Consider the following 19292-nt stretch of genomic DNA (forward strand, 5'->3'; position numbering starts at 1 on the left):
GTTGAGAGAACTGAACGATTGACTAACCCGGACAGACCGCACCTTCACTGGTGCGTTCTGCCCGTGTAACGTAATACTTATTTGTAAACCTCATCAATCGCAGCCTGGAAAGGAGCCTTGTATTTCTCGATCAGCGTAGATACGGATACCCCTTCTTTGAGTTCCCCATCAAAATCCCAGAACGGCAAGGACGGGAATGTGTTATGGTCGAGAACCAACATACCTTCCGCAACCTCTCTGGCGTTGTTGATATCTGCTTCATCAGTCAGATGTGTCTCCAGTGTGGATTGTCCCGGGTACTCATAGATCGATTCGATCTCATTAATTTTCTCCCAGATGTACATCAGTTGTTCCGGATTCTTTACCGCTTTTGGAATTGTTATAGCTTGGTAACGTGACTCACCGGAGTGATACGCTGTTGCACTTGGACCTTTTGGAAACGGTACAAAACCAATATCGTAGTCCTGCATATCCGTCATAATACCTTCGACTTCGTACATGGCACCTGAATACATCAAGGTGTTGCCTTGACGGAAGAACGTGGATGGCTCTGTCCAATCGCCGCCCTCAGAAGCTCTGCCGACCTTCTCGGTAGCCAGTTTGGACAGGAAGTTCAACGCTTCTTTTGTTTTTGGATCTTCCAGATTCTGCTTATCCTCTTTGGTCAGAGAAGCCTCGTTGGAATACAGAATCGGTTCCAGCAAGCCCGTTTGAGCGAGTCCCCAAGTGTCTAGCTTGCCATCATTGTTTCGATCCTTGTTCGCTTGCTTGGCAACACTGATGAACGTATCCCAGTTCCATTCATCGGCATCCACATACTCTTGGAGTGGCTTCAAGCCGAGCTCTTGCATGAGTGTGCGATTATAGAAAATTCCGTTGATAAACGAGGACTGGTCCTCAGTAAAGCCGTAACCTTTGCCTTCATACTGCATGTATTCTTTGGTTGTTTTCTGATTGAATACCTTGTCGTTTTTAATATAATCATCCACCGGCCATAACAGATCCTGTTTGGTCAATGCCGGAATGGCATAGTTTTTGCCCAGTCTCACCAGATCGCCAAGCGGTTCACCGGCCATCAGGGAAGCAACTACTTTTTCCTGATATTCACCAAAATCGATGGAAACATATTCAATATTAAAGTTGTGTTTTTTCTTCAGCGCTTCGAGATTCTCAAGGCGTTGAATGTTGTCCGGGTTGTTTCCCTGTATTTCCATGTCCCACCAAGCAACAACCTTGATGGTTCTGCCACCCATGTCAAAGTCCATTTCTGGCGTGGAGTTTTCATTCTTTGGCTCGGTTTCCGCGGGTTTTTGTTCCTCCTGTGGTGTTGTCTTTTCCGGCTCGGGTTGAGCGGTAGGTGCAGAACTGCATGCAGCAATCACCAACAAGACCGCAAATACCAGGCTCAGTAGCATGAACTTGTGTTTTCTCATCGTCTTCCCCCCTGATTGTCGTTTGCTATCACAGTGTATCGTCCAAATGAAAGCGCAAACAACCTGCCGAAATACAGATGTTTACCCGGGCTGAATATAGATTGGCGTAATTTTGCACGAGCAAAGTGCATTATAGGTTTTAATTGGTAAAGAAATGCACTGTCTACAAAAATATGCACATTGTATGCGCTTTCTTTTATTACCATAATGAAATTAAGTCAAATTTCAGTTAATCTAGCGCATTACAATTCAGCAGAAGGTGAGGTATTGCTTCATGTATGATATTTTACTTGTGGATTTCAGCCGTCGTTTGTGCGGAGAGTTGCAACAGATGTTGCTACGGAGCAAAGCTCAATATACTATCGCAAATTGTGTGTTCTCATCGGCCGAGGCTTTGACCGCATTGTCAGAACGAGACTTTTCCCTTGTTATGGTACATACAGAGAGGTTTGATACCGCGGGGCTCTGGTTATGCAACGACATTCGAAAAAAAAGTCAGATACCTATCCTCCTTATGGGTGGAAGAGATCACTTCAGGTTCGTACGCAAAGCCCTGACGTATCAGGTAAATGATTATCTCCCGTATCCTGTTAGTCCTTCTACCTTACTTAACAGTCTGCATGGACTTAGATCCCATCTTGAAACCGACCCGGCACACAAAACGTCGTCGTTCTTCAAAACACCCGTTCAAATGAACGGTAAGCCCATGCACTCCAGTCATGTTATTCGTATCGTCAAGGCCTATGTACGGGATCATCTGAGTGATGAAATCACGCTGAAGAAGATCTCTGACATGCTTCATTTTAACTGTGCGTACCTTGGACAGAAGTTCAAGCTGGAAGAGAAGATGTCTTTCAATGATTATATGCTCCAGCAACGTATGGAAAAGGCACAGCAGTTGTTGTCTTCCACGAATCTGCGAATATATGAGATTGCTATTGAGGTAGGCTATAAGGATATTGATTGGTTCTATAAAAAGTTCAAAGCGTATGCCGGATCGAGTCCCAATGCTTATAGAAGACAAAAAATCCACACGGCCTAAAGGTGGATTGCCGAATCGGTTTGTTTATCAATTAGATAACAACCACAAAAAAACGCAGGAAGAAGAATACATTCTGCGTTTTTTTGTGGTTATTTGGGTTTGGTCAATTCCAGAGTATTCACCATTAACGTACCAAAAGGGATTCCCGGTATTCTTGGGGAGTCATTCCCGTTATTTTCTTAAAAAGTCGGGTAAACGAATGGGCAGCCTCGTACCCCACTTGAAGTGCGACCTCACGCACCATAAGATTTGTGTTCTGAAGCAATTCTTTGGCTTTCCGTATTCGGCAGTCGTCAATGAACTCTGACACGTTTATTCCCATTTCCTGCTTAAAGAATCGCGACAGATAGGATGGATTAAAATGATGAAGTTCTGCCAGTCTTACCAGAGAGAGATCTTTCTCAAGGTTCTCCTTGACGTAACTGCATAAGGAATGAATGACAACGTTAGCACGTTCCTGCTCATTTGATCTTTTGTAGCGGACTAATTCATCGGCAGCACGATATAGAAATTGTACTGCATCCTTCATGCATGTATACTCCCCTAAGTGCAGCAAGCTTCGTTGATCCGGAATCTTCTGTTGAAGACCCCAACGATTGATCGTTGAATGCAATAATAAGGCCAGATTATAGTATGTCTCCATGGCACGTTCCATCGTAATATCCTGTTGCAGCAGTTCGCCTGCAAGCTCCTCAAATATATCGTAAAATGGCTGAATTCGTCCCGTTTCCAAATATCCTGACATAATCTCGATCCGGTTTGAGATCCGCATGGATTCTTTGGGTACATCAGATGAGAGATCGTTGCGATGATCCGTCAGTACCATGGATACACCATCCCCAATTTTCATCCACTGGAGTAATCGCAGACGTTCATATTGTTTGGTTAACTCGGACCAATTGCAGCTTCGACTGCTTAATGAAAAAGCAATGGATACGCCGAGTGATACCATGCATGCTTCCTGTACCAGTTCCAGTGTGCCTTCTAGAAATCGCACAAGTTTATCATTTGTCATCTCTTCCTCCTGCTTCGGCTGAAGCAGCCAGATCGTATCCCCATAATGGTCCGTTACACTTGCGCACACTGTACGTTCATTCATCAGAGAAGAGCCGATAATGCGAACGGATTCTTGAACTTGTGTGAGGTCCGAACCTTTTTCTGGAAGATTATTGAACCGACCCAATATGAGATAAACAGGCGAGTTGATCTGTAATCTTATATCCCGTTTGGATAATTCGTCCTGCATATCCATAGTAGAATCTATAACCGCTGTACAGTCTTGAAGTAACTTCCGTAAATACTCTTTTTGCTGTATCAGTGCAAGCTGCGAATTGACTTTATGAGAATGTTCCAACAACTCAACCATGCTGTGACTTCGCCTGATCTCTTCCATCACATCTTCTACAACAGACATTACCTTGTCATAACCTTCCGTTTTGAGCAAGTAACGCACATTAGCCATCTGAAAAGCTTGATATGCATAATCAAAATCGCTATGTCCTGTCAGAAAAATGACGCGACAATTCGGCCAACTGGCTTGAATCCGCTCTGTCAGCTCCAAGCCACTCATGCCCGGCATGCGGATGTCCGTTAGAACAATGTCAATTCTCGAACGTTGCATCCAAGACAATGCTTCTGTTGCAGAGTAGGCCTTACATACATCAAGCTGTTCGGGTATATGTCTGGCGAACGTTTCATAGAGACTATCCGTAATAATCTCCTCGTCATCTACAATCAAAAGTCGATACATTCGTTTTCTCCCTCTTTCCACTGGATTCGAATTGTGACTTTTAACCCTTGCAGTTCACTTCTGGATAGGAAAAGGCCACTTCCTTCTCCATACGTCAGGACCAGACGTCGATGAATATTTATTAATGCGGTCATTTCGTCTGTACCTCCGTCCTTATGCAAGCGTTGTTGAAGAGTTTGAATATGTTGCTCGTCCAACTCATTTCCATTATCCTCTACGGTGATCTCGGCATATGAACCTTCCATATTAAACCCAATAATTAGAAGACCGGAGTCCGTATTCTTTTCAAGGCTGTGTTCGTAGGCATTCTCAATAATAGGTTGAATAATGAGTCTGGGAACTTTAATATGTTCCATCTCAGCAGGTAGTGACCCAAAATCAACTTTGATTCGTCTGGAGAATCGTAATTGTTGAATCTCTGTATAGATTCGTGAATGCTCAACTTCCACTTTCAACTTCACATGATCTGTTTCATTCCGGGTAATGAACCTGAAATACTCTCCAAGCATGTTCGTGAATTGCTCAATACGTTCTGTTTCTCCTGTCCTTGCCAGTGAATTCAGAATAAAGAAGCTATTGTACAGAAAATGAGGATTAATCTGCGATTGAAGCTGTTTCAACTCGGCCCGCTGCATCATCAGTGTTTTCTTAAAATCTCGATCGATAAGGGATTGAAGATTTTCAATCATTAGATTGAAACGGGTGTAGAGGAAGCCAAATTCATCCTTTCGGTTATGCGCAATGGGGACATCAAGCATGCCTCCCTCCATTTTTTTGAATCTTTTCACCAACAACAGCAACGGGATATGAATCAACTTGTAACTTGAATAGAGATACGCCGTGATGGCAACAAATGATGTAATTGCAAACAGCCATGCCCAATGATAGAACTTGCTAAGTGGCTTGGTAACAATTGCCTCGGGTAGATATGTAGCTACGGATAAGCCCAGGGAGTCCATATGCAACTGACTAACATGGTACATGGTGTCCCCCACCTTCATCCGAAAGCCATCAAGTGTACCCTTTACACTGTGCTCACGGTAATTCGCGAGAATAATACTAGCTTGATGTTTATCTGTGATGGCATGCCCCGTTTTGTCCTCAATTAGAAACGTTGAACTCTCCGGGTACAAATTAAGCCGTGTGAGTTCATTCTGAAAATGGTATGTATCCAGCTCCACCTGAATGACAAAAAGCGGGGGTTCTCCTCTCGTACCTGTCAGCCTGACGGCACTTAAGTTCAAGGCGTCCTCTTTCACCGTGAAACGTGTACCTTTTCCTTGCATGCCTGAACTGAAATATAGATAAGAACTTTTATCGAAATCATCGATGCCTTGGATCGCGGATATACTCTTGCCAACAGAAGGGATATGTACATGAACGTTTTTGATATAAGCAGTGCTATTCTTGAATGAAGCGAGCCGTTCAGTCAGGTAATTTAATGTATCACGTCGCTCAACCTGATCCATCATGTCCCAGAGAATGGCCAGACGATTGAGTTTTCGATCCTCAACGATATCAAACTGCTGTAATTCCATCCATTCCATCTCTCTGTTCAATTCCAACACATATTGGTTCAACCGTCTCTCCGTTGACAACGATATTTCCTGGCTTGCATTGTCATAACTCCAATGATATAGATACACGCCAAGAAGAATAAGGGGGAGCACAAATACCAGATAGGTGATTATTAATCGCGCAAATATACTGTTAAACCATGATTTAGCTGGGATCTTGATCAATACATTCACCTCCAATGCCAAGGGCTGAGTGGGTTCCTTGTAAGAATAAAGTGAACATTAGTGCTCCTTTGGCTTGCTGGTGCGAAACCACGCGTTAACCTCCGATGTGATCTGATCTCCCCCCAGCTTGCGCCAGTTCTCAACGAATTGATCAAACTCATCTATCGACCTGCCTAGAATAATGTTCATATAGGCTTCAAGCTGAAGATCCCGAAGAATAATTTGTCGATCAACCATCGTGTCCGTAATTCCACCCGTGAATTGATCATAGAGAAGTTGGCCGTTCTTCTCGTAAGAATCTGCAATGCTAAAAGCACCCGAAGGCCCATAGGTTTGTTTCCAACCCCAGCCGCTCTCTACATTTTCCAATTCATAGGCCACAATGCGTTTGTGAATGGCGAGAGCTTCATTCTGCAGAGCCGAGAAGTCTCCTGTACTTCTGGCATCCCGAATTTGTTTGTATGCATCTATATTTTTATTACCGGGAAAAGGAGTTACCGGTGAAAGCATCCACACAGCACGGGAGTCGTCATTATAGTATGTTTCATACTGTGCCTGATCCCCCCAGTTGATGTCCAGATGCAGATTCATGAGCTTTACAACAACTTCCGGATTAGAGAAGCCCTTTTTTACAGCAAAGTATTGCCCAGTGTTGGAACGTAGCGGTACGAACAGACTCCGGTCCGACTTGGCAACAATGGGATATGCCTGCCATTCTACATCTTTACCTGTATCTGTATCACGGGTGCTCTGAAGCATAAAGGATGTCCACTGTTCGCCGTAAAGCATCCCTATTTTTCCATCCTGAACTAGACGAAACGCCTTGTTTCCACTTTTATAACCAAAATCCGGATCAAGTTGGCCTTCACGATACAACGTTTGCAGTACTTTCAGAGCCTCCCGAACTTCAGGCTGTATACCTCCATAAGTGAGGTTTCCTTCTGCATCTTTAACCCATATATTAGGGTAGGCACCGTAGCCGGACATCAACCCTGCAGCTCCCATAACTGGATCCCATAGATGATTCGTTAGCGCAAGTCCGTACGTATCATGCTCTCCGTTCCCGTCGGGGTCCTCCTCTGTAAACGCTTTCGAAACCTGGAGAAGCTCTTCCATCGTTTCAGGCGGCCGTAGCCCCAGTTGCTCCAACCAATCGGTTCTAATCCACAGGTACTGCGCTGTCTCAATGGACGAAGATGATTCGGGAATAGCCATGAGTTTGCCATCAATGGTTGCCGCATCAAATGCGCCTCTTCCCTCCGCCTCCAATATACTCTTTGTAAGTGGGGAAGCATGCTCTTGGTACACATGGGTTAAATCTTCGATCATTCCAGCGTTGCTCAGTTGTCTAAGTTGATATGGATTAACTTTCACTACATCTGGAAAACGTCCTGCAGCAAGGGATACACCCAACTTCTGATTGTATACATCTCCATTAGCAGTCCAGTCATAGTGAATTTGAATACCTAGCTCTTTCTCGTACAAACGAGTCCAGCGATTATCCAGTATCGTCTCACCAGGTAACTGACTAATCATGCGCTCAAGGTCATCTCCGGTTTCCCTGACAAAAGAGACCACGATGGGAGGAGAATACCTCTCAAACGTAGCGGGAAGTTGAATCTGCTGCCCATCTTGCTGCGGATGATGTTGTTTGCTATTACCTTCGGTATGACCTGCTGGTATGGATACAGCAAGGAACAGAATGAAGGTCCATCTTGTTATGTCCAGACATCTCTTATACATGACGACATGCCCCCAGTTCGGTTTGAACAACTCTCTTCTCTCTGTCAACTTTGAATCCATATCATTGTACAACAACTTGTACTCATTGAATACGAAAAGCCGCCATTGGGCGGCTTTTCGTATTTTTATTGTTACTCAACAGGATTAATCACGCGATATTCAAAATTCGAAAAGTCAGCTGTTCCTCCAGCTATTTCAGTTGAATATACAAACAACCCCGTTCGACAACCCATAAAATGATCCAGTTTATATATCATTTTGTGGACAATCCCTATATCTCTCCATTCAGTTCCATCGAAATAGGCAAAAGAGCACTCATCCAGATTGTTCTCAAAATTCCCGAATGCCTTTAGTTTAACTACTGGATCTGATACCGGGATACGTTCATGTTCAGTGGCTGGCTTCTGGTCGATCAGGTTGCCAAATATGGTGGAATCTTCACTATCTCTGGCATGCATGACCAAGTAAAACTTGCTATCCTGCTTCGTAAGAGCGATCATACCGTACGAACCGATCAGAAAGCACAATCCGGCATAATCCCCATCATTCAGACGACTGCCGTCAAGCGTAACTATTACTTCGCAAGCGGGCCCCATTGAACGCTGGGTTAGTGTGTTGACCGCAAACGTCAGATTTGGGCTGATCTGTCCCGTTCGAACACGATACACTCCCGGTTTCTCTGTGACGGACCAGAGTTCATGATTAGGTGTATGGTTCCATTGCCAAAAATCACGGAGGCGGATGTTTCCATCTTCCTCGGGTTCATAATTGAAACTGTCGCTACCCACTAACGGGTTATAACGGTGCTCTGGTCTCGTGCTTCGGATATCAATCTGCTTCGGCGCTTTGTTTGCAAAGACCGGTATACCTTGATCAAAGTGTAGCGGAACCAAAACAGGAACCCGGCCAACAGCCCCATGATCCTGAAACAGCATTGCATACCAGTCTCCATCCGGCGTATCCACGATACCGCCCTGAGCAACACCTGAATTGAAATAATCCATATCGTCATTGAATACTTCTCCACCAGTGAAGACATCTTCCAGAGAATCTGCCATATAAAACGCCTGTGTTCTCCGTCCGGAAGCTTTTGTTATATGAATCAGGAACACAATATATTTACCATTGATCTTGTAAAAATGTGCTCCTTCATAACCAAGGTGATGAGGCTGCTCGTCTTTTACAATCAAGCGATGCACTCCACCAGGTTTGGGCCCGGACAGATCAGAGCTTAATTCGGTCAGATAGATCTCGGTATTACCGTACACGAGATATGCTCGTTCATCATCGTCAAAAAATAAGGAGCAATCATGGTAAAACCCTTCCACGATCTGCTTCTTCCACACTCCCGAGATGGAGGTCGACGTATACAAGTATGTCTTACGGGTATCATTCGCAACAAAGATCACATAGAACATCCCTTGATGATAGCGGAGTGATGCAGCCCACATGCCTTTACTATAAACGTGATGACCATCCACCAGCCGTTGGGCAGGTGTATCGTCCAATGTGTCGTATACATATGTGGCTACTTCCCAATGGATCAGGTCATATGAACGCAGGATGACACATCCCGGCATCATATGCATGGTTGTACTGACCATATAATATGTGTCTTCTACACGAATAACGTCAAGATCCGGGTAATCGGCCCAAATAATCGGATTCGGATACATGCTTTAATTACACCTCATTTTGTCTGTTAAACTTCCATTCTCTTAAAAGGATGGTTGAGCTGTCTGTTGAACTTTTAAGCTTAATATACAAGTCTTGCACACCTTTCGCACCCGTAACATTAGTTGTTAGTTCCATCCATTGAAGAGATTCGGTTGCAGGTGGAACAATGATTTCTCCAATTAACAGTCCGTCTGTACGATCAAGTCGAAGTTCCAACGTACCTTCGGTTCCTTGATTCGCAATCGTGGCTGTGAAGGTTGTAGGTCCTTCACTTTCAAAGTCGACCTTGGATATAGCTATCCAGCTGTCATTATGCAGCTTAGCGGAGATCATATTCGAATCTGATGCAGACATCTCACCAGAGTCAAGATATTGCTCTGTTGATACTCCGCTACTCCATCCAATCGTTGAACCGCTTACCCGCCCATAGGGATCGAAGCATTTGATTTGATCTACGCCCTGATAATCGGCATGTACCTTCTTGATCTTACCCGTGGCCTCATCATGTTCGACTCGATTCAGATGTGTTGAACGGTAACCTTCGGGAATATCCATGGCTTGGCATAATGTCTGGGCATGATAGGCAATGTACCATTGATCCGATAGTTGAAATATAGCATGGTGATTGTTGCCGCCAATATCAAAAAAGTGTCCTGGATTCTGGAGTAGCGTACCCTGATATGTCCATGGCCCCATTGGCTGAACACTGGTCATATATGCAATCTCACCAGGTGGTGGGCTGTCATCTGGCCGATCACCCTCAATAAAATTGGAACAATACGTAAAGTAGTAACTATTATTATATTTATGTATCCCTGAATCTTCAAACATATAAGGCGCCTGAATAACCTTCGCTTTGCCAACAACGCTGATCATATCGTCTCCCAATCGCATCACTCTTGCCGTATCCGGTCTTTCTGCTTTCCCCTGTGGAATACCACCACCGAAATAGATGTAGGCCTGATGATCATCATCTACAATGACAGCCGGATCGAATAGCCAGGTTACTTCCTCCACTCCCGGAGTCTCTCTTGTAATAAGTGCTTTTCCTATAGGGTCTATCCATGGACCTACAGGTGTGGGCGCAGACAGTACACCTATTCCACTGGCATTGTTGGCGAAATAAAGAAAGAAACAGTCCTTTCCATCCAAGATTCGATGAGCAGCTGCCGGGGCCCAGGATTGTGAAGCCCATGTTGCTGCACCTTGAGGTCCAGCAACTCTGATCTCTCCATGATCGGTCCAGTTGATTAAGTCATCCGAAGAAATGACCGTAATCCGGTTGATTGAACTGTAGCTGTTTTTCTGAGGAAGACCGTCCTTATCATATTCCAGCTTATCACTAGTCATATATAAGTAGACTCGATTGTTAAATACCAAAGCATAGGGATCGGCTCCAAATTTGTGGGCCACCAGAGGGTTACCGTTGGGACGAAGCTTTCCAATCTCCCCTGGAATGCTCTCCAGATTGGCAGCTTGGTCTTGCTTTTGCTCACCAGCATGTGGTGTAGAATGATGATTCATCAAAAGAATCCCCCTATAATCGTTTTTAGTTGTGTCTTTTTACGAGAAAGCGTTTGCAATACAAAAGGTATCATGATAGGATGATTACATTTTAAGGTAAGCTGAGTACAATTTCATTGCGTTAACCGCTCTATTTATTGCGTGAAATGACGGGAGGTACTTCATGAGTGGATCCTCTGAGTGTTTTTATGATCCCATCCAGCCTGAGCTCTTATATCTGCACAGCGTAACGAAGTATAAGCTGGAAACGATCTATCATCGCCATAATGCATACGAAATCTACCTGTTTCTTCGTGGAAACGTTCACTTTTATGTAGATAATCGATGTTACCATGTACAGCCTGGTGATCTGCTTGTGATGTCACCCGAGGAGATGCACCGAGCCTTTATTCTGGATGAATCTGAGTATGAACGAATTACAATCAATCTCAAAAAAACATATCTATTTCAGCTTTCCACACCATCAACCAATCTATCGTCATGTTTTGACCATCGCCCCAAAGGAACAGGCAACATCGTACATCTAGACGACGATAACTTGAAGCAGATGCTGCAATGTACAAACGAACTGGAAGGATTGCTTGCTTCCGATGCTTATGGCACCGATATCAAAATAAATGCAGCCGTAGCCCAATTGTTGGTCATGATTAACGTCTGGTTTCATAACAATTCCTTTGTTCCCAATGACATTATGCCTGAACTGGTTCGTGAAACCATGGATTATATTGAAACACATCTGAATCAAGACATAACGCTTCGCAAACTTGCCGAAGTGTTCTACATGAACAGTACTTATATCAGCCGCCAGTTCAAAAAGCATACTGGATTGACCATCCGTTCCTACATTTTGGGTCGTCGTATTGAACGGGCCAAATTCCACCTGTCAGAAGGAATGAGTATTACGGATGCATGCTTTCAATCGGGCTTTAGTGACTATGCCAATTTCATTCGCAGTTTTACCAAAATGGTCGGCATCTCCCCCGGTAGATATATCAAACAAAGACGTGATGCAATGGAATCACTGCCAAGATAATGATGAGCTCATTTAATGAAAACTAAAAAACATCAAGCCATCCTGCATGGCTCGATGTTTTTTAGTTCTTGATATGCTTCGGATCTGCAAACAATTCATTATTGTGATTATACGCCAGTTAATTGATCTCTTTCCCCGTCCACAATCGAACGCGATCTTTAATCCACTCCGTATACTGCTGTTCCATGGCTACTGCACCTGCATTATCAAGTTCGGTAATCATATTGTCGTATATGCCTTCAAAGGCACTCGGAGAGGATGTAATCGCTTCGGCGATCCGTTTCTGAATAATATCCTGCGTTTTCTGATACACAACGTTATAATCCCCGCTATCCGAAGGAATCGGCATATTGTAAGCCGCACCCCACTCTTTCACCGGAAACTCCTCTTCGGAAGGGAACAAGTCCTTCCATGTGGTAATGCCATAGCCCTTCAATGCTTCTTTTTCCTCATCGGAATAACTTTGCTGAATCTGTTCTGGATAATTGGTTGTATAGTAGTTATCCGTTGAATCTTTGACGCCATCCCCGTAGTGAGCACCAAAAATGTAATACAAGCCTACTCCGGTTTCTTTGGTGAATGTGTTATTGTCTTTGTTTTTACGCTCCTGTACATCGGCCGGGATGGTGCGAACGCCGTCTTCCACATTATATTGCTCGCCTTCAACGCCCCAGTTTCTCAATACTTGCCCTTCTTCAGAAGACATCCAATCCAAAAATTTGATGGCACGGACAGGATCTTCACAATCGACTGTTATGCCAATGCCATAACCATCAAAGCCGATATTCTGGAAATCCTTACGCTGAAAACTGTCATCTAGCGTTACCGGATAGAATCCGTAGGTCATATCGTCTTTTCCTGCACTTTTCAAAGCATTTTCCGCATCACTGAATCCCCAGCTTGGATCAAGCAAGGATAACACGCGACCACTGGCGATTTTGGACTTATACTGGTCATCCTTCTGAACAAAACTGTCCTTGTCCAGCAAGCCTTCATTGTACATCTTGTTCAACCACCGGAAATATTCCTTCTCCTCGGGACGTTTGTAATGCAGAATTGCTTCATAGGTGTCCGGATTGATGAAATATTCACCATCTCCAGGTCCTCCAGTAGACATGACAGCGGGATCAGTAACAGTGATCATTCGCCGCCATCCATCTGCACTAAGCGTCAGCGGAATTGTGGGTTGGCCATCATCTGTGGTCGGATGTTTCTCGTAATATTCACGTAGCACATTTTCGAAATCGTTTAAGGTTTTGATCTCAGGATACCCGAGTTCCTTAACTACACGATGTTGAATGGCAGTACCATTCGTCGCATCAAAGCTGACCTGATCGATCGCACCATTCGTTGGAATCCAATAGATTGAAGGATCGTCATTGCTGTATTTCAACCGATTGAAGTGCTCACCGTAGATCTTTTTCAAGTTGGGGGCGTGTTCTTCGATCAGATCCGTCAGATCAATCATTGCCCCGGCATCAACGAGTCTGGTCAAGTTACCTTTGGGGAAAATTAAATCCGGATAATCACCGCTTGCAGCCATCAGGGAAATGCGGTCGTTTCCGCCTCCGCTCGAAATATCGAATTCAGCATCAATGCTTACACCGGTTTCTTCCGTAATTTTTTTCCCTACAGCATCCTGCATTTTGTTCCAGTTGGGACTTGCATCTGCGCCGAAGAAGGTAAATGTGATCGGGCTGTTGGGGTCACTCGTATTTGATTCGGAATTCTCTCCAGCGTTTCCGCAACCGGCGGAAACTAACACAACACTTGTTACGAGACATGCTCCTAGCATTTTTGAAATGGCTCTCATTATTTTTCTGCCCCCTAAATGGTGTTAGTCGTAATAACCAATCCAGACATTACAATGGTTCACTTTGAAATAGTATACGCTTACATATTCAACCGTTAATAAACGATTACAATCCTGCCTACCCTATTCCATGTTTAAAGTATAAGGAAGTCTAATCACCCCAACCTTGATTATTAAGCCATGAAAATAGCATGATCTAGACATAAGTCTCAGTAAAAATGTAAAGACCAAAAAAGCGATGGTTGCCCATCGCCTCATAAAGCCAAGGCTACTTTTCAATAATATAATTCCAACGTAAATCCTTGGATCTCCCCTTCAACTTCCCGCAACAATTCCATTAGTTGGTCAGCGTAATCTCCAAGAATCTCTTTGCTTTTCTCGAAACCAATCCATTGAACAGTAAGCGGCATGCTTACAGCCCCAGTTAAGACATCCCATAGTGCGTCCAAATTGCCTCCATAGCTCTCGTCTAACTCAAGCTGGTTCTGCAAAATTTGATGAAGCTCTTCCTTGCTGTGAAAGTCGTTTCCGTTAATCTGAATGATGCTCATATCATTTCCTCCGTTTATTTTAACTGTTCAAATGACTTGTAATGATCTGTCGTCTGGTAGATTAGACCGTCATTTGAGTATAGAATTCGGTCGCTTCCGCGCCGTCCTCCTGAGTAATTTATATCGGCTTCGTACCAGATCCGGCCTTTTTTGTTGGGGAGTAATCCTTCCCGGTTCCTGAACACGTCGCCGCCGATGCTTTTGCCTGGAGCGACTTCTCGCAGGTTACCTTCGCTTGGTTCCCAGCCCAATTCCCTGGCCTCTTTCTTGGTAATGTAATTTGGTGGAAGTTCATTATGCTCCGAGATATAATTGGCAACCTCATCAAATCCCATATCCTCCGAAACTTGAGGTGAACCGAGATCAAGCACAGACTCTGACGTACAACCTGAGAACAATAATGCAGCGAGGATGATCACTAACGTGTAAGCGAATTTTCTGAAAAACATAATCTTTTCTCCTTTTGATGTTCTTGCTCTTGCTGTCTTCCGTTTTGGTGCTATTTCGATGACAATGCTTCTAATGTTAACGATTTGTGGTAATTAAAGCAATTCTGTAAACCTACTATGGAGTTGAATTTCAATTAATAAACTCTTCTCCCCTGCTCCATTGAAGCATTATTCTTATTCTACAACAAAAAAAGCCGCTAAAATAGCGACTTTAATCGTACCGCGATCATTACCATTCAATACATTCATTTAATACATTATTTTAATTTACCCATCCAGTTCTCTAGTGCTATAACTACCTCTTCCAACTGCTTTTCTTCCGTAATTGCAGGTTGATTATCTCCTTTTTGCATGCCATATGAGCCAAATTGACCGTGATTTCCACCCTCAATACTCACATATGTCGTGTCTTCCGGAAGATTTGCTTTGGAGTTCTCCCAGTCTTCCCTGTTAAGCACTCCGTCATCCGAGCCTGTAATCTGTAAGATAGACAAGTCCGTATTCTTCACGCTCCCCCCTTCATCTGCATAAGAAGCCAAGAAAAAGACGCCTTCCAACTTCTCATTGTGCTCCGCAGCATACCGTGATGCAAACGACCCTCCCAAAGAATGGCCACCAATAACAAACGCTTCGTTAGGATGTTCCTCGATAAAGGAATCAGCCTTGTTTTGACCGAAAATCGCCAAGTTTATTGGCATGTTCGCGATATATACGCGGTGACCCTGTTCTGCCATTTCTCTGGCAAGCGGAGAATAACTTTCAGGTTCAACCAGACCGCCCGGATAAAAAATAATATTCGGTTCGGTTATCTCTGTACCCGCGGGTTCAAATCGGTAACCGTCCTTAATCTTAGCTACATTAACCTGAGCATCACTTGTCATCGCCATTTCAGCTCGCTCAGAGGGACTATACGTAACCGAATTGAGATATACGTAAACGCCGGCCACGATGATAACGATGGACAAGATGGTCCACATGATTATTTTTTTCCATTTGTTAGTACGTTGTGCTGTTTTCAACCTTAAAACCACCTTAGTATGAGGATAATGATATGTTTTTTAACTCTTAATAATTATACTTACCGGTAAGTATAATTACAAGATGATTTTGCTTACTATCGTTATTTGTCATAAAATATTCATGGAGGGAAGTCTAATGACAGAAAAATCACACAAACGATTACCTGGAAGACCCAAACATGGCAACGACGATATCTCAATTCAGCAAACCATTATTCAAACTGCTTCACAGTTATTCATGGAGTATGGCTACGAAACAGTCACGCTTCAGCAGATTGGCAAAACATGTAGCGTATCAAAACCAACCATTTATTATCATTTCACCAGCAAACCAGAGCTTTTTAAGGTTGCTTTTACAACAATGCTACAGAATGTGAGCCGTTTAACCTCACATATCCTTGATCAAGCCGAGAATTTGGAGTCGGGGCTTGTGCGATTGGCAGAGGCCAGACTGGGCAATCCACATGCGGAGATTGAAACCATGCTCAGAGAAGCTGAGCCTTTTCTTGAACCAGCTCAAATTCAGGATATACGCAACGCGGAGCATCAGATTCACGAAGTGTTAGCCTCCCATTTCCAACGGGCAATGGATGAAAACAGACTGCGGACGGACGATCCGTTTTTCCTGGCAGAGACCTTCTCGACATTGATGTTAATGGGTAATCGGGAAGATAACCTGCATAAATATGGTTCCAACTTTTCTCTAGGCCAGAAGCTAGTAGATATTTTCATTCGCGGAGCACAGTAAAAATTCAGGGCAACAAGGAGAGCTGACATGAATATCCCTAGAGGAACCTATGGGTTTCGATTCGCGGAAGACAAGGAGCTCCAACTATGTGTACTGTATGCGGCAGGATGTGATTCAATAACCGATCCTTCTTATCATTGGGATGGACTCGAACGTTCGGACGGGCCTCTCCTGTTATTCCAATATACAATCTCGGGTGAAGGTGTATTTGAGTCGAATAATCGCATCCATCATGTTGCCGCAGGACAAGCTTTTTTGGCAGAAATTCCAGGGCCACATCGCTATTACTACCATTCAGCATCAAAAGAGCCTTGGGAGTTTCTGTTCCTGCTGTTCAGGCCCACTCTTATTCTGCCCCATTGGCGAAAATTTCTTCGGGAAGCTGGAGAAGTGCCCTATTTACCCGCTGATTGTACACCCATCCGACTGTTGCGGATGATCGTGACTGATGCGGCAGCAGGCAGAATCACGGATCCTCTGATCGCATCATCCAGCGTATATCAGTTCATGACAGAATTAACACGATTACAGAAAACAACATTGCGCAACAGGGAGAATTGGTCTGAAAACATTCAAATAGCCGTTGAATACATAGAAAACTACTACTCGAAGATGATCAGTATCGATCACCTTGCGGAGCATGTTTCCCTTTCCAAATATCATTTTATACGTCGCTTTTCCTCCAGTACAGGTTTGACGCCAGGTGTTTATCTGACCCGTGTACGTACCGAGAAAGCAATGGAACTGCTGCGCGGAACTACGCTTAGCATTGAAGTCATCGCCGAACAAGTCGGGTATTCCAGCGGAAGTTATTTTATCAAAGCCTTTCGCAGCATAACCGGCGTTACGCCAGGTGAATTTCGTAGTGGCGGAGAAAGCCTTGTGTACCGTAAATTGTTCTTCGATTAACCGCAATATTTTGCTATTCCACACTCAACATTACTGTAGATATTAATAAAATCCTTTATTATGATGAATTGAGCGAGAGCAATAATTAATCCATAAAGGAGCATTCCCATGAATCATACGCTTGCAGCATCAACTCCACCGCTTGGCTGGAACAGCTGGGATTGTTACGGCGCAGCCGTTACGGAAGACGAAATTCGTGGCAACGCCGAGTACATGGCAGAACATCTTAAAGACTTCGGCTGGAGCTATATTACGGTCGACATTCAATGGTACGAGCCTTTGGCCAATTCTTCGCAATATCGTCCGTTCGTTCCACTCATCATGGATGAATATTCGCGGCTTATGCCTGCCGAGAATCGGTTTCCCTCCGCTGCAGGTGGACAGGGATTTAAGCCATTAGCCGACTACGTTCATAGTCTTGGGCTGCAATTTGGCATTCACATCATGCGCGGTATTCCACGTCAAGCTGCACATGCCGCTACTCCAATCCTGGGCACAACCGCCACTGCGCGCGATATTGCTCATCCGAATTCCATCTGTCCGTGGAATACAGATATGTATGGTGTTGATAGCTCAAAAGAAGGCGCTCAGGCCTACTACGATTCCCTTTTTAAACTGTATGCACAATGGGGCGTTGACTTGGTCAAGGTAGACGATATTGCTGCTTCAAGGCTCTATGACACCCATCAGCCAGAGATCGAAATGATATCCAAAGCGATTGAGCGCTCCGGTCGGCCCATGGTACTAAGTCTCTCTCCTGGCCCTGCTCCGGTGGAATACTCAGAATTCTTGGCTGATCATGCCAACATGTGGCGTGTCACGGACGATTTCTGGGACCTTTGGCCGCTATTATTGGATATGTTCGACCGCTGCCGGACGTGGCAGGGAGTTCCCCAAGCAGGCTGCTGGCCAGACTGTGATATGTTGCCTTTGGGTCATATCGGTATCCGTTCTGTAGACGGTGGTGGAGCAGATCGCTGGACTCGGTTCACACCTGACGAGCAGTTGACGATGATGTCACTGTGGAGCATCTTCCGTTCCCCGCTCATTTTTGGTGGTGAACTGCGAGATAACGATGACTGGACACTGTCCCTGTTAACCAATCGTGAGGTTCTGCGAATGCATCGCGAGAGTTACGGAGCCAGAGAAGCCTTACGCAAAGAAGATCTTATTGTGTGGACTGCCCAGCATACGGATGGTTCCTCTTACGTCGCTGTGTTCAACATCGGTGAGAATGCTTTACCTGTGGATCTGTCCATTGATGAGGTCGGACTGTCTGGCATTACCGAAGGTACTGAATTGTGGAGCCGAGAAGCAGTTCAATTAACAGAGAATTCCTTAGTTACTACTGTACCTGCGCACGGTGTGCGTCTCTATCGGTTTTCCTAAGCTTGCAAAAGAAAAAGAGAGGTCTGTCGTTCATTAGACAGACCTCTCTCTCATTTCATCAGTATGTATCCATGGCTTGAACGGCCAGATGAAATGCTTTAATCCTTCTTTCCAGAAGAGTCTTTTGTGGGCTACCTTCTTTGGACTTGGCATACATGTTCTCAAGGGATGGAAACAATCCAATCAAAACAAGACGGGCTTCTGTTATATCTTCCTTGGTGTATGAATGAGCTTTTTGATTCCAGTGTTTATCCAACAGTGCTAGGCCGATGTATAAAGCTTGGAGACGTTTCTGTAACAATGTTGTGTTATTCCTTTTCTGAGTCATATTCACTAAGGCATTTTCCGATTTGCGGATGGTTGATTGAAAGGCTTTAATGGATTGCAGTTGATCTTCTTGTGACACGTTTTCCATGGAGTATAGACCTCACTTTCTTGGCTTAGTTTGTTCGGTCTTTCTATTAAATCAC

16 protein-coding genes are annotated in these 19292 nt (G+C 44.3%); 5 read left to right on the top strand and 11 right to left on the bottom strand.

The window, feature by feature from the left end:
• Positions 1-77: 77 nt before the first annotated feature.
• Positions 78-1433 (bottom strand): extracellular solute-binding protein, encoded by a 1356-nt coding sequence (locus QF041_RS05755; RefSeq protein WP_307412802.1) that lies wholly within the window; start codon positions 1431-1433, stop codon positions 78-80.
• A 274-nt stretch (positions 1434-1707) separates the two neighbouring features.
• Here QF041_RS05755 and QF041_RS05760 point away from each other — a divergent pair, with 274 nt between their 5' ends.
• Entirely contained in the window at positions 1708-2475 is a 768-nt protein-coding gene (locus QF041_RS05760; protein WP_307412805.1) for a helix-turn-helix domain-containing protein, read from the top strand.
• Positions 2476-2599: 124 nt separating this feature from the next.
• Here QF041_RS05760 and QF041_RS05765 read toward each other — a convergent pair whose 3' ends face one another.
• The 5 genes from QF041_RS05765 to QF041_RS05785 all read right to left on the bottom strand — a co-directional run bounded on the left by QF041_RS05765 (position 2600) and on the right by QF041_RS05785 (position 10911).
• Positions 2600-4225 (bottom strand): response regulator, encoded by a 1626-nt coding sequence (locus QF041_RS05765; protein ID WP_307412807.1) that lies wholly within the window; start codon positions 4223-4225, stop codon positions 2600-2602.
• On the bottom strand, positions 4210-5976 hold the full coding sequence (locus tag QF041_RS05770; protein WP_307416907.1) for a sensor histidine kinase: 1767 nt from the start codon (positions 5974-5976) through the stop codon (positions 4210-4212). The genes QF041_RS05765 and QF041_RS05770 overlap by 16 nt, the downstream gene beginning before the upstream one ends.
• Before the next feature lie 48 nt (positions 5977-6024).
• Complete coding sequence (locus QF041_RS05775; RefSeq protein ID WP_307412809.1) at positions 6025-7710, bottom strand: extracellular solute-binding protein; 1686 nt, start codon at positions 7708-7710, stop codon at positions 6025-6027.
• A 131-nt stretch (positions 7711-7841) separates the two neighbouring features.
• Entirely contained in the window at positions 7842-9386 is a 1545-nt protein-coding gene (locus QF041_RS05780; RefSeq protein WP_307412810.1) for a glycoside hydrolase family 43 protein, read from the bottom strand.
• 7 nt (positions 9387-9393) lie between these two features.
• A complete protein-coding gene (locus QF041_RS05785) occupies positions 9394-10911 on the bottom strand; it encodes a glycoside hydrolase family 43 protein (RefSeq protein WP_307412812.1) in 1518 nt (505 codons plus the stop codon).
• 163 nt (positions 10912-11074) lie between these two features.
• Here QF041_RS05785 and QF041_RS05790 point away from each other — a divergent pair, with 163 nt between their 5' ends.
• A complete protein-coding gene (locus tag QF041_RS05790) occupies positions 11075-11944 on the top strand; it encodes an AraC family transcriptional regulator (RefSeq protein ID WP_307412814.1) in 870 nt (289 codons plus the stop codon).
• Between the two features lie 118 nt (positions 11945-12062).
• On the opposite strand, the gene QF041_RS05795 is transcribed toward QF041_RS05790, so the two are convergent.
• The 4 genes from QF041_RS05795 to QF041_RS05810 form a co-directional block, all read right to left on the bottom strand.
• The gene (locus QF041_RS05795) at positions 12063-13757 is read right to left on the bottom strand and encodes an ABC transporter substrate-binding protein (protein WP_307412816.1); all 1695 of its coding nucleotides are present in this window, start codon (positions 13755-13757) and stop codon (positions 12063-12065) included.
• Between the two features lie 275 nt (positions 13758-14032).
• The gene (locus tag QF041_RS05800) at positions 14033-14308 is read right to left on the bottom strand and encodes a barstar family protein (RefSeq protein ID WP_047842948.1); all 276 of its coding nucleotides are present in this window, start codon (positions 14306-14308) and stop codon (positions 14033-14035) included.
• Positions 14309-14322: 14 nt separating this feature from the next.
• Positions 14323-14757 (bottom strand): ribonuclease domain-containing protein, encoded by a 435-nt coding sequence (locus QF041_RS05805; protein WP_307412819.1) that lies wholly within the window; start codon positions 14755-14757, stop codon positions 14323-14325.
• 257 nt (positions 14758-15014) lie between these two features.
• Complete coding sequence (locus QF041_RS05810; protein ID WP_307412821.1) at positions 15015-15776, bottom strand: alpha/beta hydrolase; 762 nt, start codon at positions 15774-15776, stop codon at positions 15015-15017.
• Positions 15777-15912: 136 nt separating this feature from the next.
• Here QF041_RS05810 and QF041_RS05815 point away from each other — a divergent pair, with 136 nt between their 5' ends.
• From QF041_RS05815 to QF041_RS05825, 3 genes are all read left to right on the top strand, one after another.
• Positions 15913-16524: a TetR/AcrR family transcriptional regulator gene (locus QF041_RS05815; RefSeq protein ID WP_307412824.1), complete on the top strand. Its 612-nt coding sequence runs from the start codon at positions 15913-15915 to the stop codon at positions 16522-16524.
• A gap of 27 nt (positions 16525-16551) precedes the next feature.
• Complete coding sequence (locus QF041_RS05820; protein ID WP_307412826.1) at positions 16552-17433, top strand: AraC family transcriptional regulator; 882 nt, start codon at positions 16552-16554, stop codon at positions 17431-17433.
• A 108-nt stretch (positions 17434-17541) separates the two neighbouring features.
• A complete protein-coding gene (locus QF041_RS05825; protein WP_307412829.1) occupies positions 17542-18822 on the top strand; it encodes a glycoside hydrolase family 27 protein in 1281 nt (426 codons plus the stop codon).
• Between the two features lie 58 nt (positions 18823-18880).
• Here QF041_RS05825 and QF041_RS05830 read toward each other — a convergent pair whose 3' ends face one another.
• Positions 18881-19237 (bottom strand): hypothetical protein, encoded by a 357-nt coding sequence (locus tag QF041_RS05830; protein WP_307412831.1) that lies wholly within the window; start codon positions 19235-19237, stop codon positions 18881-18883.
• Between the last annotated feature and the right edge of the window lie 55 nt (positions 19238-19292).

Origin of the sequence: Paenibacillus sp. W2I17 (assembly GCF_030815985.1) — a bacterium.
GTDB lineage: Bacteria > Bacillota > Bacilli > Paenibacillales > Paenibacillaceae > Paenibacillus.